The sequence below is a fragment of the Roseibium sp. R5 genome (assembly GCF_055755305.1).
The window spans coordinates 2,889,686-2,913,402 of sequence record NZ_CM146910.1; the positions used below are offsets into that span (position 1 = coordinate 2,889,686).

A 23,717-nucleotide genomic window follows, 5' to 3' on the forward strand; every position below is an offset into this window, starting at 1 on the left:
GGATATCTGAAACGCTAAACGTGGGATAAACGAAAATTAAGAGCCTTTGTGGCGGCGGAACGACTGCGGCCATTCCGCAGCCAATCCGTAGCCCGGCGCAGGCTTGCCGTCGGTCAGGCCTTGCACTTTTTCGACAATGGCTGCCGCGTCCAGGCCGTGGTGGCGGTAGAGATCGCCAATGGTGCCGGTCTGGCCGAAGTGCTCCACGCCCAGCGGGATCGTCTGGTGACCGCCCACCGCCCCGATCCAGGACAGCGTTGCCGGATGCCCGTCGATTACCGTGATGACCTTGCAGTGCCTGGGCAGGCCGGACATCAGGGTTTCGATGTGCGATGTGGCGGCTTTGTTGCCGCGGGACCGGGCGCGCTGGGCTGCAGTCCAACCGGCATTCAGCCGGTCGGCTGACGTAATTGCGAGAACGCCGACGTCCCGGCGCGCTTCACCAATCATTCCGGCCGCACGGATCGCTTCGGGCGCGACCGCGCCCTGATAGGCAATAACGACATCACAGTTCGGACCGGGTTTGCGCAGCCAGTAAGCCCCATCAATGGCTCCTTGCCGGAAGTCTTCATCGACCCGCTTGCCCGGTTGTTCGATCGGGTTGGTGGTCAAACGCAGATAGACAGATCCCCCGGTCTCATCGCGCAGCCATGTGCGCTCATCCGGTTGGCCATCGCCATCGCGCTGAACGTATTCGAAGGCCCATTGCATGATAACGGCAAGCTCATCGGCAAAGGCCGGTTCAAAGGCCGCCAGACCATCCTGACTTATGCCGATGAGGGGCGTGCCGACCGATTGGTGCGCGCCTCCTTCCGGCGCCAGGGTAACGCCGGAGGGCGTACCGACCAGAATAAAGCGGGCGTCCTGATAACAGGCGTAGTTCAAGGCATCGAGACCGCGGCAGACGAAGGGGTCGTAAACAGTCCCGATTGGAATGAGGCGTTTGCCGAACAGGGAATGCGACAGGCCGGCTGCGCCCAGGAACAGCATCAGGTTCATCTCGGCAATGCCAAGTTCGATGTGCTGGCCGTCCGGCGTGAATTCCCATTTGGCCGTGGATGGGATCCGGTGCTCGATGAACGCGTCCGCCTGCGCGGCGCGGGCAAAGAGCTTGCGCCGGTTGACCCAGGCGCCGAGGCTTGTGGTCCCGGTAACATCGGGGGATGTCGTCACGATTCGCTCTGCCAACGCGCTGTCACCTTTGGAAAGATCATCGAGGATCTTGCCGAACGCTGCCTGGGTTGATGTCGACTTCGCCGTGTCGAGGGAGATATCCGGCACATTCAGCTTGGCGTCGGCAAACCGGCGCGTGCCACGGGAAAAGAACGGGACGTCATTCAGGAAGGCCTGCAGATCTTCTGGATGATCAACCGCTGCGAACGGCTCCCACTCGGCGCCGTCCGGAACGCCCATATGAGCCTGCCAATCGGCGAACTGGGCCTTGTTCATCAGGCCGCCATGATTGTCCTTGTGCCCGGCAATCGGCGTGCCCCAACCCTTGATCGTGTAGGCGAGGAAGCAGGTCGGACGGTCGTGGGTGATCGACGCGAAGGTTTCAGCCATCGTCTCTACGCAATTGCCGCCGAGGTTTTCCATCAGTGCTGCCAGATCAGCATCACTGCGGCGGTCGATCAAGGCACTGACATCGCCCTGGTCGCCGAGGTCGTCCATCAGGCGTTTGCGCCAAACCGCACCTCCCATGAAGGTAAGAGCGGCATACTCTTGGTTCGGACAGGCATCGATCCAGCTTCTGAGTTTGTCGCCGCCCGGTTCTTCGAAAGCTGCGCGCTGCAAAGCTCCGTATTTAACCCGCACGACGTCCCAGCCGAAGGCATCAAAGATCTTTTCAACGCGCTCGAACAGGCCTTCGCGGACGATGCCATCGAGTGATTGCCGGTTGTAGTCGATCACCCACCAGGTGTTGCGCAGATCGTTCTTCCAGCCTTCCTGAAGCGCTTCGTAGACATTGCCCTCGTCGAGTTCGGCATCCCCCACGAGCGCCACCATGCGGCCGAGTGGCTGGTCGCCCGCCCAATCTTTGGCGGCGATGTAATCCTGCACCAGAGAGGCAAAGGAGGTGATGGCAACGCCGAGGCCGACGGAACCGGTTGAGAAGTCGACATCGTCGACATCCTTGGTGCGGGACGGGTAACTCTGCACGCCGCCGTAGCCCCGGAAATTCTCCATGTTCTCGCGGGTCTGGTTGCCCATCAGATACTGGATCGCATGGAACACGGGCGAGGCGTGTGGTTTGACGGCGACCCGGTCTTCCGGGCGGAGCGCGGAAAAGTAGAGGGCCGTCATGATCGAGACCATCGACGCTGATGAGGCCTGGTGTCCGCCGATCTTGATGCCATCTACCTTTGGCCGGATGTGGTTGGCGTGATGGATCATCCAGTGCGACAGCCACAAAAGGCGTTGTTCAATGGTCTTCAGATGGGTGGTTTTCATTCTGCCAAACTCCCGCAAAGGCATGCCGTAACGCAAATATAGCGCGATACCTCAGTTGGTTTCTTGCGATCTCTCGCCACATCAGGCTATTTGTTGCTGGTTATCACTATGGATTGGGATAAACTTGGTGACTTTCGGCGCGCTTGACGCATTTGATATTCAGATCCTGCGCGAATTGCGTAGGGATGGCCGTATCTCGATACAGGACCTTTCAGAGCGGATCGGGCTGAGTGCAACGCCCGTTGCCCGCCGGCTGCGACAGCTCGAAGATCAGGACATCATCACCGGATATTGCGCGCTGATTGACGAGATGAAACTCGGCTACGAAGTGTCTGTCTTCGTCTCCGTGCAGCTGGACAAGCAGGTCGATGCTGCGCTTGATCAGTTCGAAGCCGCCATTCAGGCTTTCCCGGAGGTGGTCGATTGCTGGCTGATGACCGGCAACCGGGACTACCTCCTGCGGGTGGCGACCACTGGACTTGCCGCCTTTGAAGCGTTTTTGACCGGCAAGCTCACAAAGGTGCCCGGCGTTGCCAATATCGAAAGCTCCATCCCGCTCAGAAGGGTCAAATCCGGCGTCGCCCGAACACCCTAAGCCTTATGCGGCTATGGACGCGGGGACACCTGACAGCGCCTGATCAAGATCCGCCAGGATATCCTCAATGTCTTCCAGGCCAACGGACAAACGGATGAGCCCGTCGGTAATGCCGTGTTCGGCCCGTTCTTCCGGCGTATAGGTCGAGTGCGTCATCGTTGCCGGGTGTTGGATCAGCGTTTCCGCATCGCCCAGGGACACGGCGCGGCCGATCATCTGCAAGCGGTTCATCATGGACCGCCCGGCCTCCAGCCCGCCTTTCAGCTCAAACGCGATCATCGCGCCCGGCTTGGCCATCTGCTGCGTGGCAAGATCATGCTGAGGAAAGTTTGTCAGGCCCGGGAAATGGACCTCTCCGACAGCAGGGTGCGCTTCCAGCCACTCGGCGACCGGCTGGGTCGAGGCGCAGTGGCGGTCCATGCGCAGGGCAAGTGTCTTCAGCCCGCGCAGGATCAGCATGGCGTTGAACGGGGCCATCACGGCGCCGGTCATGTCCTTCATGCCGACAAGGCGGATTTCCTGAACCTGCTCGGCCCGGCCGGCGATCAACCCGGCGACGACATCGCCGTGCCCGCCGAGATATTTGGTGGCTGAATGCAGCACAAGATCCGCGCCGAGTTCGATCGGGCGGGTGAGGTAGGGGGTCGCATAGGTGTTGTCGACAACCACAGTGGCGCCCGCCTCATGGGCGATCTTGGAGACAGCCGCAATATCGACAAGGCGCATGTTCGGATTGGCCGGGGTTTCGAAATAGACGACCCGCGTCTTGCCGCTGATCGCCGGGATCAGGTTGTCCGGCTGGGTCAGGTCGACATGGGTCACCGTGATGCCGAATTTCGACAGGCCGTGATGCATGTAGGCGAAGGTGCAGCCGTAGAGCGTCTTGTCGACGATGATCTCGTCGCCTGGTGACAGCAGCGTCCAGAGAGCCGCGGTGATCGCGCCCATGCCGGATGAGAGCGCCAGCCCGGCTTCCGCGCCTTCCAGCAATGCAATCCGGCGCTCCAGAAGGTCCAGCGTCGGGTTGGAAATGCGCGAATAGATATGACCGGCGCGCTCGCCTGCAAACATCTCGCCGCCCGCTTCCGCGCTCTCGAACGCGAAGGTCGAGGTCAGGTGCAGCGGCGGGGTCAGTGCGCCCTCGTTCTGCAGCGGATCATAGGCGTGGTGGATGGCGCGGGTGGCAAAGCCCTTGAGATGATCGGTCATGGAAGTCCCCTCGTTGAATTGAAGACATGATGGGCCGAGGGCGATGGCAATTGATTTCAAATTATGCCATCAGAAGATTAGTTATTGGCATAATCTGCTAACAGGACTTGGAAATGGACGCGAAAGACCGTCAAATCATCCGTGCACTGCAACAAAATGGCCGCATGACCAACCAGGAACTCGCCGCTAAGGTCAACCTGTCGCCGTCGCCGTGTTTGCGCCGGGTGAAGATCCTGGAGGCGAGCGGGGCCATCAAGGGCTATACGGCCGAGGTCGACCCCAAAGCTTACGGCTTGCCGGTCACCGTCTTCGTGCGCATCCGGCTTGAGCGGCACAACGCCGATGACGTCAAACACTTCGAAAGCCGGGTCATGGCGATGGACGAGGTTCTGGAATGTGTCGTGATGACGGGGGCCACCGACTATCAGCTGCGCGTCGTCGTCTCCGGGCTTGATGCCTATGAGGATTTCATCCGCCACCGCATCCACCCCATCGGCTGCATCGCCTCGATCGACTCCAGTTTCGTCTATGGCTTTGTCAAGAAAACGGGCGTCTTTCCGCGGGTGGATTGAACATAGCTGAATAGGGAAACGGACCATTTCCGCGCGATGGGCGCTTCGGAGATTGGATTTGCCCTCCCTAAGGCGGTCATCCCCGGCGCAGCGCTGTCCGGGGATCTACTCGTTTGCAGAGCATGCTTGGAAAGATCTCTTTAGCCTGCGGCAAGCGGAGTTAAGAGTGGATCCCCGCACATTTCCGTTTCACGGGGCGGGGATGACCGCTGTCAAACGGTCCGGCCAACGAAGTCCCTTTGACGTTCTCGGTCTGCGAACGCTGGTTCCTGGAAACGCCCCTCTGTCTCGTGACGTGGACATCTCCCCCGGAAAGCGGGAGAGGCGTAACGCGCTTAGTCGCCCTTTAAGACCCGGCCGCCAGGATCTTCGGCACCTTGTTGGGGCGCAGGCGATGGGCGTCGGGCATGCCGGAGCCGAGAAGCGGGCGCAGGTACATGCGGAATTCATCGGTGACATCATTGCCGGCGGCGGAGATGAACGCATCGGGCATGGTGCGGGTTTTTCCGGCAACCGCTTCCAGCGGCACCAGCTCATAGTCGACCGAATAGTGGCCGGTGCGCTTGATCGTCACCGAGCCGTCGCGGTCGCCGAACATGCCGTATTGCACCGCCTTTTCACCGACTTCGCGGGCTTCATGCTGGTCGACATCTGAGACACAGCCGACAAAGCTGCGCTGGATGTAACCCAGCGTGTCGCCCCGGACCCGCGTGACGTTGAGCGCATCCTTGACCTTCTGCGTCAAAAGATCGGCGAGCGCCCCGCTGCCCGACAGTTGCACATTGCCGTGCGCGTCCCGTTCGATCTCCTGGGAAAGCTTGGAGATGATCGGCTCGCCCGAGGCATCATGAATACCTTCGCTGACCGCAACAACGCAGCGGCCAAGGCGGTTGTAGACCTCGCGGACGTCCTGAATGAACTGATCGATGTCGAAGGTGCGCTCCGGCATATAGATGAGATGCGGCCCGTCGTCGGAGAATTTCTTGCCCAAGGCCGAGGCTGCGGTGAGAAAGCCCGCATGGCGGCCCATGACCACCCCGATATAGATGCCGGGCAGGGCGGCGTTGTCGAGATTGATGCCCATGAACGCCTGGGAGACATAGCGCGCGGCGGAGGGAAAGCCCGGCGTGTGGTCGTTCTCGACCAGATCGTTGTCGATGGTTTTAGGAATGTGGATGCAGCGCAGATCGTAGCCGGCCTTGCGCGCTTCATCGTTGACGATGCGCACCGTGTCGGAGGAATCGTTGCCGCCGGTATAAAAGAAATAGCCGATCTCATGGGCGCGCAGCACCTTGAAGATCTCCTGGCAGTATTTCAGGTCCGGCTTGTCGCGGGTCGAGCCGAGCGCGGAGGACGGGGTGTTGGCGACCATCTCCAGATTGTGGGTGGTTTCCTGGGTGAGGTCGTAAAAGTCCTCGTCCAGGATGCCGCGCACGCCATGCACCGCGCCATAGATCAGCTCCACACTGCGGAACTTGCGGCTTTCCAGCACCGCCCCGACCATGGATTGATTGATAACCGCGGTCGGCCCGCCCCCTTGCGCAACCAGCACCTTGCCGTGAAACATCGAGATGTCCTTTTGTTCTTATCAGGGCCCTAATTGGCATTTTTGGTGGGGATCGGACAAGGGATTTGTTGGGGCGGGGGAATTGGTAAGGCGGGGTGCGATGAGCTATGAAGTGCTCAAGGTAGGCAAGGGGGCGTAGCGCCAATCAGTCGACGTCACGAGTGATGTGCGAGGAAATTTTAGTTAGCTTCTTTTCTTAAAATCATTGCTATTATATACGCATTTTTTACAGTTATTTCTATCTAGGAGAGAATTTTCCGATGAGCCTCAATCCAATGCATTTGTCTGTGGCGAAACTTCTTGATGGGCGGCTATTTCAGATTCCAGACTATCAGCGAGCATATTCTTGGCAAACGCGTCAGAGGAAAGATCTGTTTAGCGATATAGAGGAAGCGCATCGGTCCGGCCGTGAGCATTTTATGGCTACTGTCGTTGCGCTCGCACGAGACAAGAGGTGGATTGCGGCCGACGAGTTTCAAACCGCGGAGCTGGTTGATGGTCAGCAGCGGATTACAACAATCGTAATTCTCTTAAAAGCTATTGAAAAAGCACTTCCTGCTGATGGTGACTCAGGTCAATCAAAAGCCAAGCACGTTCTTGGTAGCCTCCTTGTAAAAGGTGATGATCATTCACTTGTTCTTTTGCAAACAAATCACGATAGTAGCAATGTATTCACTAGCTATATTCGTACTGGTAGGGTTGATCAAAAATCTATTAGCGCTGCGTCTGACAAAAACATTGTTGATGCAGTAGAAGAGTGTGAGACTTTTGTTGCGGACTGGGCTGCCAATGGCAAAATTATCGATCTTCTTGGAACAATTCGCAACCGATTGACCATGGTATACCATGAACTTTCTGACGAGGCGACAGTATACCGCGTGTTTGAGGTGTTAAACAGCCGCGGCCTAGATGTCAGGTGGATCGACAAAACAAAAAGCCAATTAATGGCATCGATTTTCGAGTTTGTTGACGAGGGTTCACGCGCTGATGCTCTTCGCGAAATGCGTAGTATCTGGCAAGATATTTACCGAATTCTTGGTCTTAAGCAGCAATTAGGGAGCGAGTCTTTGCGGTTTGCGGCTACTCTTTCAATTGAAACACGGCCCAATCGCGTACTGGGAGAGGAAGACGCTGCATTGGAGTTGATCAAGAGCGGTGGAAACGAACTGAGGACTATCGTCGACACTGCACAGTGGCTACGTAAAATGGTTCGTCTAGTAAGCGATCTAAATTCTGACAAGCGGCGTGCAGCAGTCACGAAAATCTCTCATGCGAGGTTCCTTGCAATTTCGATTATGGCGCGCGAGTTTGATAAAGAAGTCCAAGAGGAGTTGCTTAGCGCGTGGGAGAAAATAACTTTTCGTATCTTTGGGCTCTTTGGCGCTGACACTCGAATGAAGGTGGGAGAATATGTGAGACTGGCACAGAGTGTCTTTAAAGATAATCTTTCATCGGACCAAATATTGAAATATATAAATGAGTTAGGCCGAGACTACTGTGTAGAAGATTTGCTATCGGATAATGATTTTTGGAGCAATTCCTACGAAGGGTGGGCGGAGGAGCTGCGTTACTTACTTTTCAGATATGATGAGTATCTTGCGGCACAATCTGGCGAGCAAATCAACCAGTTGCAGTGGAATAAAATCTGGACACTCGAGCCTTCGACGTCTGTTGAGCATATAGTGCCACAAAGTGCCGATGCGGAGTTTAAGCATCACTTGGGAAATCTTGTTATGCTCACACCGGGTATGAACTCATCTCTGCAAGACGATCCTCCATGCCAGAAATCCGATGCGTATGTTAGCTGTGGGCTGCGGGATACAATGGCTGTTGGGGCAATTATTAAGGAGCGCGGTGATTGGGATGAGGTTCAAGTGACCGACCGTGCAGCTCGAATAGGGAAATTTGTGAGAATTGAATGGGGTGACTGAAACGAGCTCAGTTATCTGAAACAGTGAAAACCATTTCAGATAACAGCATCAGCGGATGTCGATTTGCGCTGATGTTTGAGCAATACATCGTTTCCCGATTGACGTAGGTTCCGCTCACAATTACCAGACACGGAAGGACCCAAGTTTATTCTCCGCCAACTCAGAGGGGCGGAAAACCGCCCCTTTCACAAATCTCTCAAATAATACTCAGCCCAAGTCCCAGAAAAATCACGCCGGGACGGAGGGGTATTTCATGCCGGCGACTTCCTGCATCAGGCGGATGACCTGGGTGCTGTAGCCGGCCTCGTTGTCATACCAGACATAAAGCACCAGACGGTCGCCATCGACGATGGTGGCCTGGCTGTCGACGACGCCGGCGTGGATGGAGCCGACGAGATCGGAGGAGACCAGCTCGGTGGAGGCGGTGTAGTCGATCTGGTCCTGCAGCGGCGACTGGATCGACACCTGCCGCAGGTAGTCGTTCATTTCCTCAGCTGATGTCTCGCGCTTGAGATTGAGGTTGAGGATCGCCATGGAGACGTTCGGGATCGGCACGCGGACAGCGTTGCCGGTCAGTTTGCCCTTCATTTCCGGCAGGCACTTGGCAACCGCGCTGGCAGCGCCCGTGCTGGTCAGAACCATGTTGAGCGGGGCGGCACGGCCGCGGCGGTCGCCCTTGTGGTAGTTGTCGATCAGGTTCTGGTCGTTGGTGAAGGCGTGGATGGTTTCGACGTGGCCGTTCTCGATGCCGAACTCGTCGTTGATGACCTTCAGCACCGGCGTGATCGCGTTGGTGGTGCAGGACGCTGCGCTCAGGATGTCGTCGTCCGGGGTGACGTCGCCCTGGTTGACGCCATAGACGACGTTCTTGATGTTGCCCTTGCCCGGTGCGGTCAGGATGACTTTTGCAGCGCCCGGGCACTTCAGGTGCTGGCTAAGGCCTTCCTCGTCGCGCCACATGCCGGTGTTGTCGACGACCAGTGCATTCTTGATGCCGTATTGGGTGTAGTCGACCTCGGCCGGAGAATTGGCGTAGATCACCTGGATGTAGTTGCCGTTGGCGATGATGGCGTTCTTGTCTTCATCGACCGTGATCGAGCCGCTGAAGGCGCCATGAACGGAATCGCGGCGCAGCAGGCTGGAGCGTTTTTTCAGATCGCCTTCCTTGCCGCCGCGCACGACGATGGCGCGCAGGCGCATCTTGTTGCCGGCGCCAACACGTTCGATCATCATGCGGGCCAGCAGGCGTCCAATGCGGCCGAAACCGTAAAGAACAACGTCCTGCGGCTCCTGCAGGATGGAGGTCTTGCCGGTGTTGATGCTGGCGAGCTGCTCTTCAACCAGGGTCTTGGCATCGCCGCCTTCCGTCATGTAGCGGTGGCACAGCTTGCCGAGATCGACGCGCGAGGCGGCGAGATCCATTTCCAGCATCGCCTTGACGATCTCAAGGCTCTTGGCAACGTCCAGCTCCTGGCCGGTGATCTGCAGGGCGTAGCGGTGCGCCTTGATGATCTCGATGGCGGAGTTGTTGAGGAGCCGTCGGCCGAAAATCCGGATGTTGATGCCGTAGTCGCGGTAAAGGTGGCCAACCAGCGGGATCATCTGCTCAGCGGCGGATTGTTGTTCCTTCCAGTTATCGAAGTGATTATCCATAGCCGCCATGCCGACCAACTCCCTTTGGGTGATTAACGCACAATGATGGGCGGGTTTTCCCGCCTGCGCGTGCGGTTTATCGCTAGACCAAACGCAATGTCCAGACCCACTTTTTGTTTAATCGATTAGATGCATAGGTGCCGATGCTGCCTGGGTGCCGGCGCTCGGAAAAAGGCAGGTCACAAAGAAAAAGGGGCGGAAAACCGCCCCTCCAAAACCCGTCTGATTGAAGCCGCCGATCAGGCGCTTTGGGCTGTCTGGATGCCCTTGTCGCTCATCAGGCCCTGGAGTTCCTGGTTCTGGAACATCTCGCGGATGATGTCGCAGCCGCCGACGAACTCACCCTTCACATAAAGCTGCGGGATGGTCGGCCAGTTGGTGAATTCCTTGATGCCGTTGCGAAGTTCATCGTCTTCCAGAACGTTGATGCCCTTGTATGGCGCGCCGACATAGTCGAGGATCTGAACGACCTGACCGGAGAACCCGCACTGCGGGAAGTTCGGTGTGCCCTTCATGAACAGCACAACGTCGTTGGTGTCGACTTCGTTCTTGATCCACTCTTGGATGCTCATTTCACTTGTCCTTGTCTGTCTGCCTGCAGCGGGCGGCTAACCTTATGATGCCTGATAATGCGGGATAATACGTATATGGGCAATCAGGCGGTCAAATGCACGGGGCAAATTCGGTTTAATCAGGTGCCTTGGTTTGCAAGGCGAGGGCATGCAGGGCGCCGCCCATGTTGCCCTTCAGCGCCTCATAGACCATCTGGTGCTGCTGCACGCGGCTCTTGCCCCGGAATGCTTCGGAGACAACATTCGCCGCGTAATGATCGCCATCGCCAGCCAAATCCCGGATCTCCACCTGAGCATCGGGCAATGCCTCCTTGATCAGGGTTTCAATCTCATTTGCGTTCATTGGCATGTTAAGCGCGCCCCTTCATTGCCTGTTTCCCCCTCATGGCCGACTCACACGGCTGTCATGTAATCTGGGAACCAATTTTCGTGTGCTTTTTTCAGCTTTGCAACGGATATGGTGAGAACACCTTGAACTGTCAAATCCGTTCCGCCGGTTGTTCCGATCCGGTCAACCTCAATGCCGGCATCGACAATGTCTTCCAGCACCGCATCGAGCCGGTCCGGGCTGACAGTGACGACATAGCGGCCCTGGTCTTCGCCGAAGAGCGCTGCGTGCGCAGGTCCGTCTATCTCCACGCTCGCGCCCATTCCGCCGGCCATCGCCATCTCGGCAAGAGCAACCCCGAGGCCGCCGGTGGAAATGTCATGGACACTGGTGAGGCGTGCTGCGCCGATCAGCTGGCGGACAAGCGTCCCGCGCCGCTTCTCAGCCGCGAGATCGACCGGTGGCGGAGCGCCTTCTTCACGGCCGAGGATGTCGCTGAGATACTGCGAGGCGCCAAGATGGGTGCCGCGGCCGCCGATGACGAGGATAACGTCGCCTTCGTTGGCAAAGGCCGCACCTGCGCGCACGGTCACATCCGGCAACAGGCCAACGCCGCCAATTGCCGGGGTCGGCAGGATCGCTTCGCCGTGGGTTTCGTTGTAAAGCGAGACGTTGCCCGAGACGATCGGGAAGTCGAGTTCCCGGCAGGCTTCGCCGATGCCTTTGATGCAGCCGACGAACTGGCCCATGATTTCTGGGCGCTCCGGATTGCCGAAGTTGAGGTTGTCGGTGGCCGCAAGCGGCTCTGAACCAACGGCGGTCAGATTGCGCCAGACTTCGGCCACCGCCTGTTTGCCGCCTTCAAAGGCGTCCGCCTCGCAGTAGCGCGGCGTCACATCGACGGAGAAGGCGAGACCTTTGCGGGTGCCGTCCACGCGGATGATACCGGCATCGCCACCCGGGGTTGCCGCGGTGTTGCTCTGGATCAGCGTGTCATATTGCTCATAGACCCAGCGGCGGGACGAGCCGTTGGCATTGCCGACCAGTGTCGTAAGCGCTTCGGCATAGTCGTCGGGTTCGGCAATGTCGCTGGCTGCCAGAACAGGACGCTTTTGAGGTTCGATCCATGGACGGTCGTATTCCGGGGCTTCGTCGCCGAGTTCCTTGATCGGCAGGTCGGCAACGATCTCGCCCTGGTGTTTGACCACAAAGCGAAGCGTGTCGGTCGTGACGCCGACGATGGCGAAGTCGAGGCCCCATTTCTTGAAGATGGCTTCGGCTTCAGCTTCCTTTTCCGGGCTGAGAACCATGAGCATGCGCTCCTGGCTTTCCGACAGCATCATCTCGTAGGCGCTCATGCGCTCTTCGCGCACCGGCACCTGGTCGAGGTTCAGTTCAATGCCCAGGTCGCCCTTGGCACCCATTTCAACGGCGGAGCAGGTGAGGCCGGCGGCGCCCATGTCCTGGATCGCGATGACCGCGCCAGTCTCCATCAGCTCAAGGCAGGCTTCCAGCAGGCATTTTTCCGTGAACGGATCGCCCACCTGAACGGTGGGACGCTTTTCTTCGATCGTGTCGTCGAATTCTGCTGACGCCATGGTCGCCCCGCCAACACCATCCCGGCCGGTTTTGGCACCGAGATAGACGACCGGCAGGCCGACGCCCTTGGCTTCGGACAGGAAGATCTTGTCGCTGTCGGCAAGGCCTGCGGCAAAGGCATTCACCAGGCAGTTGCCGTTGTAGCGGGCGTGGAACTCAACCTCGCCGCCGACGGTCGGAACGCCGAAGGAGTTGCCATAACCGCCCACACCGGAGACAACACCGGAGACGAGGTGGCGGGTGCGCGGATGATCCGGTTCACCGAATCGCAGGGCATTCATGGCTGCGACCGGGCGGGCTCCCATTGTGAAGACATCGCGCAGGATGCCGCCAACACCTGTCGCCGCGCCCTGGTAGGGCTCGATGTAGGACGGGTGATTGTGGCTTTCCATTTTGAAGACAACGGCCTGACCGTCGCCGATATCGACAACCCCGGCGTTTTCACCTGGACCCTGAAGCACACGTGGGCCTTCCGTCGGCAAGGTTTTCAGCCATTTTTTGGAAGACTTGTAGGAGCAATGCTCGTTCCACATCGCCGAGAAGATGCCAAGTTCCGTGAACGACGGCTCACGGCCGATCAATTCCAGAATGCGGTCATATTCGTCAGGTTTGAGGCCGTGGGAAGCGATGAGCTCGGGCGTGATCTTGATGTCGTTCGGGATCATGTCGGTCCGGAAATCTGCGGCGTTTAGAGCGTTTTGCGAAATGCTTTTGTGCGCCTGGGCCAGTTTCGCGCCGGTTTAGCAGACAAAACCTCAAAATGGGAGAGGCCTCAGCCGATTCATTTGCATGTTGTCCGGAAGGCTTTTGGCTGCGCGACTGGCAACGTCACTCGAAGCTGTCGTAGCAGGCGCAGTTGTCGTTCAAAAGGTCGCGCACAGCCACAAGACCCTCAACGGTCTGATCCCGGGTTAGCGGATTGCTGAAGCCAATGCGGATGCAGTGATAGACCTTGCCTGTGCGACCTGGTTTGAACTCGTCTTCATCATCCACCAGAACATTTTCCGCAGCGGCTGCTGCTTTGAAAGTTCCGGGGTTCCAGGGTTCGGGCACCTTTAGCCAAAGGAATGGACAGTCGGCGGCTGAGCGATACTCGAACGGGCTGAGATGCTGCCGCACAAGCGCGTGGCGGGCCGCGATCTCTTCACCGACTTTCTCGCGAAAGTCAGAAGCTGCACCAGACAAGATCAGCCTGGAAGACAGCTCCGAGAGAAGAAAAGAAATGCCGCCGGTCAGCATCTTGTGGGCGGTGTAAATGCGCTGGGCGTAGGACTGAGGGCTGGAGAGCCAGCCGCCGCGCACGCCGGCCGTCACAGACTTTGACAACGATCCGACGTGAAAGGTGCGCTCCGGAGCCAAGGAGACAATCGGCGGAACCGATGTATCCCGCAAAGAGCCGTAGACCTCGTCCTCGATGATCCAGAGATTGTGCTGCCGGGCAACCTCGATAAGCTCATGCCGGCGCGTTTCGCTCATGAACCCCGTTGTCGGATTGTGCATGGTCGGCATCAAAAACAGAATGCGTGGGTGTGTTTGGGCACACACGCGAGCCAGATCCTCGGGCAAGGGCCCTTCTTCATCCCGCTCGACCAACACCGGCCGTCGTCCAGACAGGGCCGCCCCCCGCGCGATAGAGCTGTAGGTCAGATCTTCAAAGGCAATCCGGTCACCAGGTGCTGTGGTCGCTGCAATAATCGACATGATTGCCGCCTGAGCACCGGTAGTCGGAACAATGCTGCCTTCATCAGGTTCCCAGCCGCCGCGTGACAACCAGATCTTACCGGCGGCGCGCCAATCCGGCGGGACAGCGCGGGTGTAACTGGCGATCTCGTGCGGATGGTCGCGTGTGATGTCCAACGTGATTTGCGCGATCAGCTTTGCCTGTCCGATTTCCGGTGCTGATGTGCTGTCGAACCGGATGGAAGATTCGTGCGGAACCGCGATGCGCGTGCCCGCAAACGCCCGGTCTTTTGGCGGCTGCATCGCACCTTGCACCCACGAAGTGTCTCCGGTGCGTTGGTGAACGGCTGGAGCGGACGGGGCAGGGTTGCCTGCGGGGGCGTCAAGGTTCGGTTTTGTAGATTCTTGAAGCTGGATCGGCTCTGCACTGCCAAGAACGTATGTTCCACGCCCCACTTCGCCATTCACCAGACCACGTTGACGGATAGTGGCATAGGCCCGGCCGATGGTGCCGACCGTGACGCCAAGATCATAGGCGAGGTCACGCTGCGGCGGCAGCTTGGTTCCGGCTGCGAGCGCGCCGGAGGCGATATCTGCGGAGATCTGATCTGCGAGCCGCAGATAGATCGGACCTTGCCCGTCCGGGATCTGAGGAAGCCAATTTGTCATGGTGACAATTTAGTATATTGCCACCGTCAAGGAGTCAATTCATAAGATTGTCACCGTGAAAGACACAGTGATTGTGTCGATTGTATCTCTTGGAGTATCTAAAATGAGTGCATTGGAATCAATCTTCGCACCCAGCTGCACAGACCAGCCAAGAGTCTCGTTCCCGCGCTGGAATCTAGCGCGGTTGGTCTTGCAATGGATGGCCGTTGCCAGAAGCCGGCGCGAATTGGCCAGCCTGACGGATGATCAATTGAAGGACATCGGCTTGAAGAGATCCGATGTGCTGGTTGAGATTGAAAAGCCGTTTTGGCAGGGCCCGGACTTGCGGTGACTTGGTAATGCGCCTTGCGCATTTTTTGAAACACCGTGCTTGGTCATCAAATGTCCGGGGTCCGATGTCCGGCCTTCTTAAGCAGCAGCCTTCAGCTTCTGAAGCGATAGGCCCCGGATTTCGCAGGCGCCCGACCTCCGCGGGCGCCTGCAATTCATAAGGTGTCCTGGGTTAGACTGCGCCAGTGTACTCGCCACGTGCCGGGTAGTCGTTTTTCTTGACGAAATCCAGCGCGCCGAGCATCTCCTGAAAATGCGGCCGGACAAACGGCATCGTTTGGACGGATGCAAAGTAGAGAGTGCCATCGGGCTTGACCAAGAAGACACCTGGCTCTGAGAACAGGTCTGGCTCTTCAATCCCGATAGACGTCTTGCCACGGCCCGTGGAGATGTAGAGCCCCCAGTCCTTTGCCATTGTGAGCGGCAATCCGTAACCGAACGTGAGGTCATCGAGTCCGACCTTTTCAGCCATTTGTTGTGTCCGCTCCTGATCATCGGATGACAGAGCAATGACTTCAACGCCGCGTTCTTTCAGATCGGGCAGAAGACGGCCAAGTTCCTTCAGATAGGTGGCGCAAATCGGACAATGCAGCCCGCGGTAAAAGACGACCAGTGTTGCAAAGTCAGCGGATACCGCTGAAAGATCAAACGACCCGCCGCCGAGTGTCTCAACGGTCAGTGCTGGAACGGTCTGTCTAGGGATGAGCATGATGCTTCCTTTGTCTTGGATAAATCGGATCGACTTGGGCTAGAATATCGAACGATCTCGATATAAAAGTACAAATAAAGAAGCCGAGAGTACGGATATGCAGGCGCCTTATCGCACAAACTTCAATGGCCGGCTGGACCGGTTGTCGTCCCTGATCGACAGGTTGCGGGTTCATGTGAGCGACGGCGGAGCAGGCGGCCCGGATGTACAGCATGCCATGCTGATGATCTGCAAAGATCCGCGCCAAGACCTTCGTCTTGTGTTGCGCCCGCCGGAAGACAGTGCTTCAGGTGCTCTTGATCTCGTTCGCCCAAGGGCTGATGAAAGCATCATCGTATCGACAAACATCGAGATATCCGGAGTTGGCAAACGGCTCTTTGCCGCGCTTCCCATTTGTTTGTCCGTCGACCTTTCAGACGATCCGAGTTTGTCGTCAGTGGTGATGCCGCTGGTGGAAGAGGTGATGCGGCCCCGCTGTGGCGGCCAGGCTGTCTTTCAGCGCTTGTGCGAGGTGGTGGTGATTCGGTTGCTGCGCCATGCGATGGAAGGCAATGAGATCGATTCAGGGCTTTTGAACGGGCTTTCTGATCCGAGGGTCGCGCAGGCGCTTGTTGCCATTCACGAGGCACCGGGCGAAAACTGGACACTGGAACGGCTTGCGGAGATCGCTGGCATGTCGCGGACCCAATTTGCGGTGACCTTCAAGAGCCTGATCGGGATTACGCCGATGACATATTTGTCGAATTGGCGGCTCGACATTGCACGGGATGAGCTCGCTGCCGGGCGTCAGGTCAAGGCTGTCGCCAATATGTGCGGGTTTTCCAGCCCGGCATCCTTTTCCCGGGCTTTCGCCAAACGCTATGGCGCTCCGCCACGCCGCGCGCGGCAGCTTGAACACAACTGAACGTGTGTCAGCGAACAGGATCGTCCGGTTGCTCCATGCCGTAGAGCTCGTCGTTGATGTCGTCCATCTTCCGGGCGATCAGCGTTTGAGCATCCTTCAGACCGAGATTGTAGAAGCTCGCGCCAAGTGATTTGGTCAGGAAGTCGATCAGGAAATCGGCTTCCATGTTGCCGATATCGGTATCCAGTTCGTCGCTCAGATACTGCCGGATCTGCTGGTTGAGGCGGGCGCGAGTATCCTTGTCCAGTTTCAGGTCCGGCATGTCTGGTTGCCCCCAGCATTCAGGTGAAGAGATTGGCCGGTCAGGCAGCCTTCTCCAAAAGGCTTTCGAACAGCAGGCGGCCATCGAGGCCGCCGTGGAGCGGCTCAACCAGGTTTTCCGGGTGGGGCATCATGCCGAGCACGTTGCCTTTGGCGTTTGTGACGCCGGCAATGTCGTTGATCGAGCCGTTCGGATTGGTGCCGTTGGCATAGCGGAACACGACCTGACCATTGTCTTCAACGGATTTGAGGGTTTCAGCGTCGGCAAAATAATTGCCATCGTGATGGGCAACCGGGCATCGCCACACCTGGCCTTTTTCGAACTTGGAAGAAAACTGTGTTGCGCTGTTCACCGTTTCCAGCATCACTTCCTTGCAGACAAAAGTCAGTCCGGCATTGCGCATGAGGGCACCCGGCAGCAGGCCTGCCTCTGTCAGGATCTGAAAGCCGTTGCATACACCAAGAACCGAAACGCCGCTCTCGGCCTTGGCGACCAGATCCTTCAGGATCGGGGACCGCGCTGCAATCGCGCCGGAGCGCAAGTAATCGCCGTAGGAGAAACCGCCCGGGACGATGACCAAATCGGCGTCGGGCAGGGAGCTTTCCGTATGCCAGACGCCGACAGGGCGCGTGCCGGTGATCAGTTCCAGCGCATGAAACATGTCACGATCGCGGTTGGAGCCTGGGAAAACGATGACGGCGGTTTTCATGGAGCAAGTTCCGGAAGTTCAGAGCAGGTAAAACACAGCAACGAGGGCAATAAATGCGGGCAGCAGGATGAAGATTGCAGCTTTTATGGCCAGAAAGAGAACAGCTCTCTTTGCATCCTTATCCATCTCGCTCCCCTGCTTATGCGATCTCGATCGCGTAGTTTTCAATCACGGTGTTGGCGAGCAGCTTTTCGCACATCTGCTCCAGTTCGGCCTTGGCGGCATCTTTGTCGGAGCCGGTCAATTCCACGTCGAACACCTTGCCCTGGCGGACAGAGCCGACATCGCCGAAGCCAAGACCGCCGAGCGCGCCTTCAATGGCTTTTCCCTGAGGATCGAGAACACCGTTTTTCAAGGTGACGATCACGCGAGCTTTCATGATTGTTGTCTCCATCAGCATCTGGTGGGCGTGTTGCGCGCTCCATACACCAGCTGAACCGCTTCGCAAAGGCAAAGACGGCTATTCAAAAGAAAAACCCCTGCCAATCGAGATCAGGGCAGGGGTCTTTGAAGATTTATTGGACCAGGGTTGGCCCTGATCCGACCGGGCGCTCGTTCTGTGTCACGAGACCCAGACGTTTGGCGACTTCCTGGTAGGCTTCCAGCATGCCGCCCATTTCGCGGCGGAAGCGGTCCTTGTCCATCTTTTCGTTGGTCTCAATGTCCCATAGACGGCAGCTGTCCGGCGAAATCTCGTCCGCGACCACGATGCGCATCAGATCGCCCTCAAACAGGCGGCCACACTCGATCTTAAAATCAACGAGGCGGATGCCGACACCCAGGAACAGACCGGACAGGAAGTCGTTGACGCGGATGGCCAGGGCCATCATGTCGTCGAGTTCCTGCGGTGTTGCCCAGCCAAAGGCCGTGATGTGTTCTTCAGATACCATCGGATCATCGAGTTCATCGTTCTTGTAGTAGAATTCGATGATGGAGCGCGGCAGCTGTGTGCCTTCTTCAAGACCCAGGCGCTTCGCAATTGAGCCAGCGGCAACATTGCGCACTACCACTTCCAGCGGGATGATCTCGACTTCGCGGATCAGCTGCTCGCGCATGTTCATGCGGCGGATGAAGTGCGTCGGAATACCGATGGCATTCAGGTTGTTGAAGATGTACTCGGAGATGCGGTTGTTGAGCACGCCCTTGCCGTCAACGATCTCGTGTTTCTTGTTGTTGAAAGCAGTCGCGTCATCCTTGAAGTGCTGAACCAGGGTTCCTGGCTCCGGACCTTCATAGAGAATCTTCGCTTTACCTTCATAAATGCGCCGGCGGCGGTTCATGGGCTTATCCGTCTCGTTATTGAGAGAAACCTTGCGAGGGATATCTGCGCCTATACGTCTCGTTCACTGGGAATTTGGCTTCGACCAGGTGGGGACCGTATGGCCGCAAATCCTCGATTGCGGCGCGGAACTTACCCGAAGCGAGGCGAAAGCACAATCTTATGTTTTGTGCGAATTTCCGGGGAATGTCATGCTTTTGGCCAATCCGTGTCGCTACTACGTTGATTTGCGAAGCGGTGGGGGATATTGAAAGAGCCAAATGATCCCCATATTGGGGATGTGCACCGCAGTTCAGGAGACGTAGAAGCATGAGCACATTCGACAAGCGCGAGCAGGGATTTGAAAACAAATTCGCGCATGACGAGGAGCTGCGGTTCAAGGCAACCGCCCGCCGCAACAAGCTGCTGGGCCTCTGGGCTGCAGGGCTTCTCGGATACGAAGGTGAGAAGGTCGAAGAATATGCCAAGGAAGTTGTCCGGGCTGACTTCGAAGAGCCGGGTGACGAAGACGTTTTCCGCAAAATCCGCGCAGACTTTGATGCCAACAATGTCGATCAGTCGGATCACCAGATTCGGCGCACCATGGACGAACTGATGGCAACCGCCGTGGATCAGCTGCAAAACGAAGGCTGATCAGCGGATCGAACTGGTCTTTATCGAATTTGAAATGCCCGCCGAAATCGGCGGGCGTTTTTGTTTGTTGGTTGCACCCGTACGGATGAGGCACATATCCGGCTTGCGGGCAGCTTGAGATCCTTGTCTGATGGCGGCCAATCAGGAGGAGACGACCGTGACCGACCCGAAAACCCTTGCCGACATATTGCGCTCCGGACAGCCGGTGATCACAGGCTGGTCCATGTTGGCGGCCCCGATTGTAGCGGAGCTTTTTGCAAGAAGTGGCTATCAGGCGGTCACACTGGACCTTCAGCACGGAATGCATGACTTCAAGTCTGCCAGTGATGGCTTTGCGGCTTTGGCGCTTGGCGGGGCTCACCGGATTGCGCGAATCCCCGTTGACGACAATGCAACTGCCAGCCGATTGGCGGACATGGGCGCAGAATGCCTCATTGCTCCAATGATCAATTCCCGCGCAGATGCCGAAGCTTTTGTGAAGGCCGTCAAGTACCCGCCTGTTGGTGAACGCAGTTGGGCACCGTTCCGAGTGGTTATGCTCAACCAGCAGACGCCGGATGCCTACTTGGAAACTGCGAACGAACAAACGCTTGCTCTGGCCATGGTGGAAACGCGTACATCTGTTGACGCGCTGGATGACATCTTGGCGGTGCCGGGTCTGGACGGAGTATTTGTTGGACCAAGCGATCTATCGCTGGCTCTGTCAAATGGCGAAAAACTGGATCCGAACGGCGAGGAGACGGCCCGGGTTTGCGGCGAAATCGCAGCCCGAGCGAAAGCGGCGGGGAAGATAGCCGGTATCTTCTGCATTGGTGCGGCAAAAGTTGAGGAGGCCATCGCCCAAGGCTTCAGGCTTATGGCCCACGGCACAGACATGATGATGTTCGATGAGGCGGCGCGCGCCCACCTTCAAGAGGTCGATGCGGCAACGGGATCAGGGCCCGCAGCCAGCTATTGAGGAATACTGTTGGCGAGGCAGTACGGACAGACTTGCGGGCGAAGCGAACTTAAGAGAACTCCGCCGGTTTAGCCGAGCTTCTTCATAAAGTGGGCAAAGGACATCATGCCTTCCGGCCACGGGCCGTGCCCGCTTTCCAGATTGATATGGCCAGCCTCGCCGGCATCCTGGAACGTCGTGCCCCAGGCGTTCGCAAAATCCTGAGCCCGCTCATAATCGCAGTAAGGATCGTTCCGGCTCGCGACAAGATGGCCCGGGAAGGTGAGGGGATGGGTTGGCACGGGTTTGAAGTCACCGCCATCAAACTCCGGAACGAGGCCGTCGCGATCCCAATCGGAGGGAGCAACAAGGTAGGCACCGCGGATCTTGTCCTTCAAGGCGTTGGCCGCATGGACAACCAGAATGCACCCCAGCGAATGGGCGACCAAAACGACTGGACGTTCACAAGCGTCCACCTGACCGACCAGCGTATCCACCCACTCCTTTTTGGTGGGGCGATGCAGTTCGGCCTGGGCCACAACACGGGCGGTGGGCATTTTGTCTTGCCAGCGCAACAGCCAATGGCCCGGCAGGGTCTTGCCGTAGCCGGGAATGAGCAGAATGTCGGTTTCGGAAATCTTCAAGACAAGGCACCTTTGGGGTTGGGCAAAGCTCTAGGCGCTGCGTGAAACCATATTTTTTTCCTGAGGTCCAGCCGAAAGCCTGTCGGTTGAGGAGAGGTCAGGTGGTGCATCTCGACTTCATCTGACCTCTTGCGTGTAAAACTCAAGAATGCCTCATGTAACAATTCTGTCAGGCGCAGTTTTGACGATAACGTTTCGTATTTGTCAGTAATTTATTCAGGTCTTTAGGGCTTTCTGACTAGGTCGAATTCAGGATGAGGGAAAAGCATGTCGCGGGCTGTAGTCTTTGGCGGCGCCGGATTTATCGGGTCCCACCTGCTTCTTTCCTTGAAAGAAAGCGGCAAGTTCAAGGAACTGGTGAGCGTTGATCTGGTTGCCCCGCGCACACCGGTCGAGACAGTCGATTACAAAATCGCAGATATTCGCCGGCCGCTGCCCGTGGATCTGTGTCAGGCCCCTGATGTTATCTACAATCTTGCAGCTATCCACCGGACGCCTGGCCATGAAACGCATGAGTATTATGAAACGAATGTGGCCGGGGCGACGCATATCTGCGAATTCGCACGGGCATTAGGTGTCAAAAAGATCGTTTTTACCAGCTCGATCGCAGTGTATGGCCCCGATGAGGCACCGAAAGAAGAAACCACTCCTACCGCGCCGCAATCCGCCTACGGATGGTCCAAGCTTTTGGCCGAGCAGATCCAGCAAAGTTGGCAGCAAGAAGCACCGGACCGTAAACTAGTGATTTCCAGGCCGGCAGTTGTCTTCGGTGCTGGAGAAAACGGCAACTTCACCCGGCTCGCTGGTGCCTTAAAAAAGGGGTTCTTTCTCTATCCAGGCCGCAAGGACACGATCAAGGCGTGTGGCTATGTTGATGAATTGATCCGGTCCTTCGATTTCATGCTGGGGCAAGAGGAAGGGCAATCGCTCTATAACTTCTGCTATCCGCACCCGTACACGATAGAAGAAATCTGCCAGAGTTTTGAGCGAGCCGGTGGCCTGTCTCAGCCCCGGGGCGTTGTTCCCTTGCCTTTGATGAAGCTGGCGAGCCTGCCGTTTGAAATCCTGAATGCGTTTGGCATCAGGAACGGCATTAACCGGGCGCGTATTCAGAAGTTGGTCGTATCAACGAACATTGTTCCGGCGAAGCTCAAGTCATCGGGGTACGTTTTCGAGACTGATCTCGACAGTGCCTTGAAAAACTGGCGTGCAACATCACTGATTGAAGATGGTTTCGCATGACTTCGATCGATTTGTAGGTCCCGATCCGTGAGATCTCTGCAATCGTTATAAAAAAAGCCCCGCGGTAACTCCACGGGGCATTTGTAAGCAGTCAGGTCTAGGTGCCAAGTCAGGCACCTTGGTAAGTTTGCTAGACGTTGATCTGTCCGTAACGCAGAGCCTCAACCACTGTGTGGGTCTTGTTGGATGCATTCAGCTTTACGCTGGCATTTTGCAAATGCGCATGGACTGTCCGCTGGGAGATATCCAGAACATCTGCGATCTCACCGGCGGTTTTGCCGTAGGCTGTCAGTTCGAGAACCTTGCGCTCGCGGGTCGACAGAGCGCCCGGGCGTTGGCCGGAGACCACACCGAGTTCACGCAGGCGCGAGAATGCTGCCGCCGAAAGTGCCTCAAGATTAGACAGATCGTATTTGCTGACCTGCAGGGCCGGTCCACTGGCAAAAACAAATGCCTGGAACGGATAAAGCTCGGTAACAGGTACGACCACAATCTGACTGCCTTCTCCAGCGGAGGCCATGAGATCGGAATGCTCCATGTCACCGGCAGTGATCGTCCAGATGCGGGCCCGGTTTGAGCCCAGCCCCAGCATCAAGGCACTGTCATTTGCCGACAGAGACGTGCTCTCGATGCCATCGTTGCGTTGATCCGGCCAGCGGAAGCGCTGCACCAGGTTGTCGATCGGACGGTTGGGCATCGGCAGACCGGTTATCAGGATATGGGTTGCCCCCATACGCCGAAGGTTCGATTCCAAAATGTCCAGAACATGATGGGCCGCGTTGGCCTCAGAGATCGCTCTCAGTTTATTTTTCAATTCGGTTTGATCAAGCATTGTGCACATCCTTTGCGGCTTGAAAGCCGCTTTTTGGACACGCCACAGACACGCTGTTGGCGATCCTGATGGGTTAACTCGCGTATGGCACAGGTGACCTGCCCCCAGCCAAACTCGAAGCGTCGCGCATTTATTTGGTGGGACATTTGTTGTTCTTCCGTGGATAGAACTTCCCATGCGTCAACACACTCACGCTACAATACAATTGATGATCGTACCAATATGGAAAAACCTGCAAGTTGGCTTTATATGCCATTTTGTTTGCATTTCCCCAGCGGGAAGGGGTGTATAAATTACTGAATTGTTTATCAGGAGTTGTTTTTCATCTTATTGTATATTGTAAAAAATAACAATATTAATTGTTTTTAACCCCTAATTAATTATGTCAAGGAATCAGCTCCGGATATGCT

General features: G+C 57.1%; 24 protein-coding genes. 8 read left to right on the plus strand and 16 right to left on the minus strand.

The features are described 5' to 3' along the window. Positions 1-36 precede the first annotated feature (36 nt). Positions 37-2,451: a 1-deoxy-D-xylulose-5-phosphate synthase N-terminal domain-containing protein gene (locus tag AC0J4F_RS13435; RefSeq protein ID WP_473023720.1), complete on the minus strand. Its 2,415-nt coding sequence runs from the start codon at positions 2,449-2,451 to the stop codon at positions 37-39. 127 nt (positions 2,452-2,578) lie between these two features. Between AC0J4F_RS13435 and AC0J4F_RS13440 the strand changes: the two genes are divergently transcribed. Next, positions 2,579-3,046 (plus strand): Lrp/AsnC family transcriptional regulator, encoded by a 468-nt coding sequence (locus tag AC0J4F_RS13440; protein WP_473023721.1) that lies wholly within the window; start codon positions 2,579-2,581, stop codon positions 3,044-3,046. 3 nt (positions 3,047-3,049) lie between these two features. On the opposite strand, the gene AC0J4F_RS13445 is transcribed toward AC0J4F_RS13440, so the two are convergent. Next, on the minus strand, positions 3,050-4,255 hold the full coding sequence (locus AC0J4F_RS13445) for a methionine gamma-lyase (RefSeq protein WP_473023722.1): 1,206 nt from the start codon (positions 4,253-4,255) through the stop codon (positions 3,050-3,052). 113 nt (positions 4,256-4,368) lie between these two features. On the opposite strand from AC0J4F_RS13445, the gene AC0J4F_RS13450 reads away from it, so the two are divergent. Then, a complete protein-coding gene (locus AC0J4F_RS13450) occupies positions 4,369-4,827 on the plus strand; it encodes an Lrp/AsnC family transcriptional regulator (RefSeq protein WP_473023723.1) in 459 nt (152 codons plus the stop codon). 346 nt (positions 4,828-5,173) lie between these two features. Here AC0J4F_RS13450 and AC0J4F_RS13455 read toward each other — a convergent pair whose 3' ends face one another. After that, positions 5,174-6,394 (minus strand): 6-phosphofructokinase, encoded by a 1,221-nt coding sequence (locus tag AC0J4F_RS13455; protein ID WP_040450794.1) that lies wholly within the window; start codon positions 6,392-6,394, stop codon positions 5,174-5,176. A 260-nt stretch (positions 6,395-6,654) separates the two neighbouring features. On the opposite strand from AC0J4F_RS13455, the gene AC0J4F_RS13460 reads away from it, so the two are divergent. Beyond that, positions 6,655-8,325, plus strand: a complete 1,671-nt coding sequence (locus tag AC0J4F_RS13460; protein WP_473023724.1) for a DUF262 domain-containing protein — start codon at positions 6,655-6,657, stop codon at positions 8,323-8,325. A 228-nt stretch (positions 8,326-8,553) separates the two neighbouring features. On the opposite strand, the gene AC0J4F_RS13465 is transcribed toward AC0J4F_RS13460, so the two are convergent. The 5 genes from AC0J4F_RS13465 to AC0J4F_RS13485 all read right to left on the minus strand — a co-directional run bounded on the left by AC0J4F_RS13465 (position 8,554) and on the right by AC0J4F_RS13485 (position 14,826). Next, positions 8,554-9,987 (minus strand): glyceraldehyde-3-phosphate dehydrogenase, encoded by a 1,434-nt coding sequence (locus AC0J4F_RS13465; protein ID WP_473023725.1) that lies wholly within the window; start codon positions 9,985-9,987, stop codon positions 8,554-8,556. Positions 9,988-10,217: 230 nt separating this feature from the next. Next, complete coding sequence (gene grxD, locus AC0J4F_RS13470; RefSeq protein ID WP_133946684.1) at positions 10,218-10,550, minus strand: Grx4 family monothiol glutaredoxin; 333 nt, start codon at positions 10,548-10,550, stop codon at positions 10,218-10,220. Positions 10,551-10,665: 115 nt separating this feature from the next. Beyond that, positions 10,666-10,899 (minus strand): BolA family protein, encoded by a 234-nt coding sequence (locus tag AC0J4F_RS13475; RefSeq protein ID WP_133946685.1) that lies wholly within the window; start codon positions 10,897-10,899, stop codon positions 10,666-10,668. Between the two features lie 44 nt (positions 10,900-10,943). Then, positions 10,944-13,142, minus strand: a complete 2,199-nt coding sequence (gene purL, locus AC0J4F_RS13480) for a phosphoribosylformylglycinamidine synthase subunit PurL (RefSeq protein WP_473023726.1) — start codon at positions 13,140-13,142, stop codon at positions 10,944-10,946. 163 nt (positions 13,143-13,305) lie between these two features. Next, complete coding sequence (locus AC0J4F_RS13485; RefSeq protein ID WP_473023727.1) at positions 13,306-14,826, minus strand: aminotransferase-like domain-containing protein; 1,521 nt, start codon at positions 14,824-14,826, stop codon at positions 13,306-13,308. A 103-nt stretch (positions 14,827-14,929) separates the two neighbouring features. Here AC0J4F_RS13485 and AC0J4F_RS13490 point away from each other — a divergent pair, with 103 nt between their 5' ends. Beyond that, positions 14,930-15,157, plus strand: a complete 228-nt coding sequence (locus AC0J4F_RS13490) for a DUF1127 domain-containing protein (protein WP_473023728.1) — start codon at positions 14,930-14,932, stop codon at positions 15,155-15,157. A 171-nt stretch (positions 15,158-15,328) separates the two neighbouring features. On the opposite strand, the gene AC0J4F_RS13495 is transcribed toward AC0J4F_RS13490, so the two are convergent. After that, complete coding sequence (locus tag AC0J4F_RS13495; RefSeq protein ID WP_473023729.1) at positions 15,329-15,865, minus strand: peroxiredoxin-like family protein; 537 nt, start codon at positions 15,863-15,865, stop codon at positions 15,329-15,331. 97 nt (positions 15,866-15,962) lie between these two features. Between AC0J4F_RS13495 and AC0J4F_RS13500 the strand changes: the two genes are divergently transcribed. Further along, positions 15,963-16,769, plus strand: a complete 807-nt coding sequence (locus AC0J4F_RS13500) for an AraC family transcriptional regulator (protein WP_133946690.1) — start codon at positions 15,963-15,965, stop codon at positions 16,767-16,769. Positions 16,770-16,776: 7 nt separating this feature from the next. Here the strand turns inward: AC0J4F_RS13500 and AC0J4F_RS13505 are convergent, their stop codons facing one another. The 5 genes from AC0J4F_RS13505 to purC all read right to left on the minus strand — a co-directional run bounded on the left by AC0J4F_RS13505 (position 16,777) and on the right by purC (position 19,020). Beyond that, positions 16,777-17,031, minus strand: a complete 255-nt coding sequence (locus AC0J4F_RS13505; RefSeq protein WP_133946691.1) for a DUF2164 domain-containing protein — start codon at positions 17,029-17,031, stop codon at positions 16,777-16,779. A gap of 40 nt (positions 17,032-17,071) precedes the next feature. Further along, on the minus strand, positions 17,072-17,740 hold the full coding sequence (gene purQ, locus AC0J4F_RS13510; RefSeq protein ID WP_133946692.1) for a phosphoribosylformylglycinamidine synthase subunit PurQ: 669 nt from the start codon (positions 17,738-17,740) through the stop codon (positions 17,072-17,074). Positions 17,741-17,758: 18 nt separating this feature from the next. Continuing rightward, positions 17,759-17,866: a phosphoribosylformylglycinamidine synthase-associated small membrane protein gene (locus AC0J4F_RS13515; RefSeq protein WP_208326659.1), complete on the minus strand. Its 108-nt coding sequence runs from the start codon at positions 17,864-17,866 to the stop codon at positions 17,759-17,761. 13 nt (positions 17,867-17,879) lie between these two features. Next, positions 17,880-18,122, minus strand: a complete 243-nt coding sequence (gene purS / locus AC0J4F_RS13520; RefSeq protein WP_040452276.1) for a phosphoribosylformylglycinamidine synthase subunit PurS — start codon at positions 18,120-18,122, stop codon at positions 17,880-17,882. A 133-nt stretch (positions 18,123-18,255) separates the two neighbouring features. Beyond that, positions 18,256-19,020, minus strand: a complete 765-nt coding sequence (purC, locus tag AC0J4F_RS13525) for a phosphoribosylaminoimidazolesuccinocarboxamide synthase (RefSeq protein ID WP_133946693.1) — start codon at positions 19,018-19,020, stop codon at positions 18,256-18,258. A 308-nt stretch (positions 19,021-19,328) separates the two neighbouring features. On the opposite strand from purC, the gene AC0J4F_RS13530 reads away from it, so the two are divergent. Further along, on the plus strand, positions 19,329-19,652 hold the full coding sequence (locus tag AC0J4F_RS13530; protein ID WP_133946694.1) for a DUF1476 domain-containing protein: 324 nt from the start codon (positions 19,329-19,331) through the stop codon (positions 19,650-19,652). Between the two features lie 157 nt (positions 19,653-19,809). Next, positions 19,810-20,610, plus strand: a complete 801-nt coding sequence (locus AC0J4F_RS13535) for an HpcH/HpaI aldolase family protein (protein WP_209173991.1) — start codon at positions 19,810-19,812, stop codon at positions 20,608-20,610. 68 nt (positions 20,611-20,678) lie between these two features. Here the strand turns inward: AC0J4F_RS13535 and AC0J4F_RS13540 are convergent, their stop codons facing one another. After that, positions 20,679-21,233, minus strand: coding sequence for an RBBP9/YdeN family alpha/beta hydrolase (locus AC0J4F_RS13540; RefSeq protein WP_209173990.1), 555 nt, complete (start codon positions 21,231-21,233; stop codon positions 20,679-20,681). Positions 21,234-21,500: 267 nt separating this feature from the next. Here AC0J4F_RS13540 and AC0J4F_RS13545 point away from each other — a divergent pair, with 267 nt between their 5' ends. After that, positions 21,501-22,475, plus strand: a complete 975-nt coding sequence (locus AC0J4F_RS13545) for an NAD-dependent epimerase/dehydratase family protein (protein WP_209173989.1) — start codon at positions 21,501-21,503, stop codon at positions 22,473-22,475. Positions 22,476-22,605: 130 nt separating this feature from the next. On the opposite strand, the gene AC0J4F_RS13550 is transcribed toward AC0J4F_RS13545, so the two are convergent. Further along, positions 22,606-23,307 (minus strand): helix-turn-helix domain-containing protein, encoded by a 702-nt coding sequence (locus AC0J4F_RS13550; protein WP_133946698.1) that lies wholly within the window; start codon positions 23,305-23,307, stop codon positions 22,606-22,608. Positions 23,308-23,717: the final 410 nt, after the last annotated feature.

Bases quoted from the DNA above. Each gene is read 5' to 3' on its own strand.
- AC0J4F_RS13435 (WP_473023720.1), bottom strand. From the start codon at position 2,451: ATGAAAACCACCCATCTGAAGACCATTGAACAACGCCTTTTGTGGCTG.
- AC0J4F_RS13445 (WP_473023722.1), bottom strand. From the start codon at position 4,255: ATGACCGATCATCTCAAGGGCTTTGCCACCCGCGCCATCCACCACGCC.
- AC0J4F_RS13450 (WP_473023723.1), top strand. From the start codon at position 4,369: ATGGACGCGAAAGACCGTCAAATCATCCGTGCACTGCAACAAAATGGC.
- AC0J4F_RS13455 (WP_040450794.1), bottom strand. From the start codon at position 6,394: ATGTTTCACGGCAAGGTGCTGGTTGCGCAAGGGGGCGGGCCGACCGCG.
- AC0J4F_RS13460 (WP_473023724.1), top strand. From the start codon at position 6,655: ATGAGCCTCAATCCAATGCATTTGTCTGTGGCGAAACTTCTTGATGGG.
- AC0J4F_RS13465 (WP_473023725.1), bottom strand. From the start codon at position 9,987: ATGGCGGCTATGGATAATCACTTCGATAACTGGAAGGAACAACAATCC.
- grxD (WP_133946684.1), bottom strand. From the start codon at position 10,550: ATGAGCATCCAAGAGTGGATCAAGAACGAAGTCGACACCAACGACGTT.
- AC0J4F_RS13475 (WP_133946685.1), bottom strand. From the start codon at position 10,899: ATGCCAATGAACGCAAATGAGATTGAAACCCTGATCAAGGAGGCATTG.
- purL (WP_473023726.1), bottom strand. From the start codon at position 13,142: ATGATCCCGAACGACATCAAGATCACGCCCGAGCTCATCGCTTCCCAC.
- AC0J4F_RS13485 (WP_473023727.1), bottom strand. From the start codon at position 14,826: ATGACAAATTGGCTTCCTCAGATCCCGGACGGGCAAGGTCCGATCTAT.
- AC0J4F_RS13490 (WP_473023728.1), top strand. From the start codon at position 14,930: ATGAGTGCATTGGAATCAATCTTCGCACCCAGCTGCACAGACCAGCCA.
- AC0J4F_RS13495 (WP_473023729.1), bottom strand. From the start codon at position 15,865: ATGCTCATCCCTAGACAGACCGTTCCAGCACTGACCGTTGAGACACTC.
- AC0J4F_RS13500 (WP_133946690.1), top strand. From the start codon at position 15,963: ATGCAGGCGCCTTATCGCACAAACTTCAATGGCCGGCTGGACCGGTTG.
- AC0J4F_RS13505 (WP_133946691.1), bottom strand. From the start codon at position 17,031: ATGCCGGACCTGAAACTGGACAAGGATACTCGCGCCCGCCTCAACCAG.
- purQ (WP_133946692.1), bottom strand. From the start codon at position 17,740: ATGAAAACCGCCGTCATCGTTTTCCCAGGCTCCAACCGCGATCGTGAC.
- AC0J4F_RS13515 (WP_208326659.1), bottom strand. From the start codon at position 17,866: ATGGATAAGGATGCAAAGAGAGCTGTTCTCTTTCTGGCCATAAAAGCT.
- purC (WP_133946693.1), bottom strand. From the start codon at position 19,020: ATGAACCGCCGCCGGCGCATTTATGAAGGTAAAGCGAAGATTCTCTAT.
- AC0J4F_RS13530 (WP_133946694.1), top strand. From the start codon at position 19,329: ATGAGCACATTCGACAAGCGCGAGCAGGGATTTGAAAACAAATTCGCG.
- AC0J4F_RS13545 (WP_209173989.1), top strand. From the start codon at position 21,501: ATGTCGCGGGCTGTAGTCTTTGGCGGCGCCGGATTTATCGGGTCCCAC.
- AC0J4F_RS13550 (WP_133946698.1), bottom strand. From the start codon at position 23,307: ATGCTTGATCAAACCGAATTGAAAAATAAACTGAGAGCGATCTCTGAG.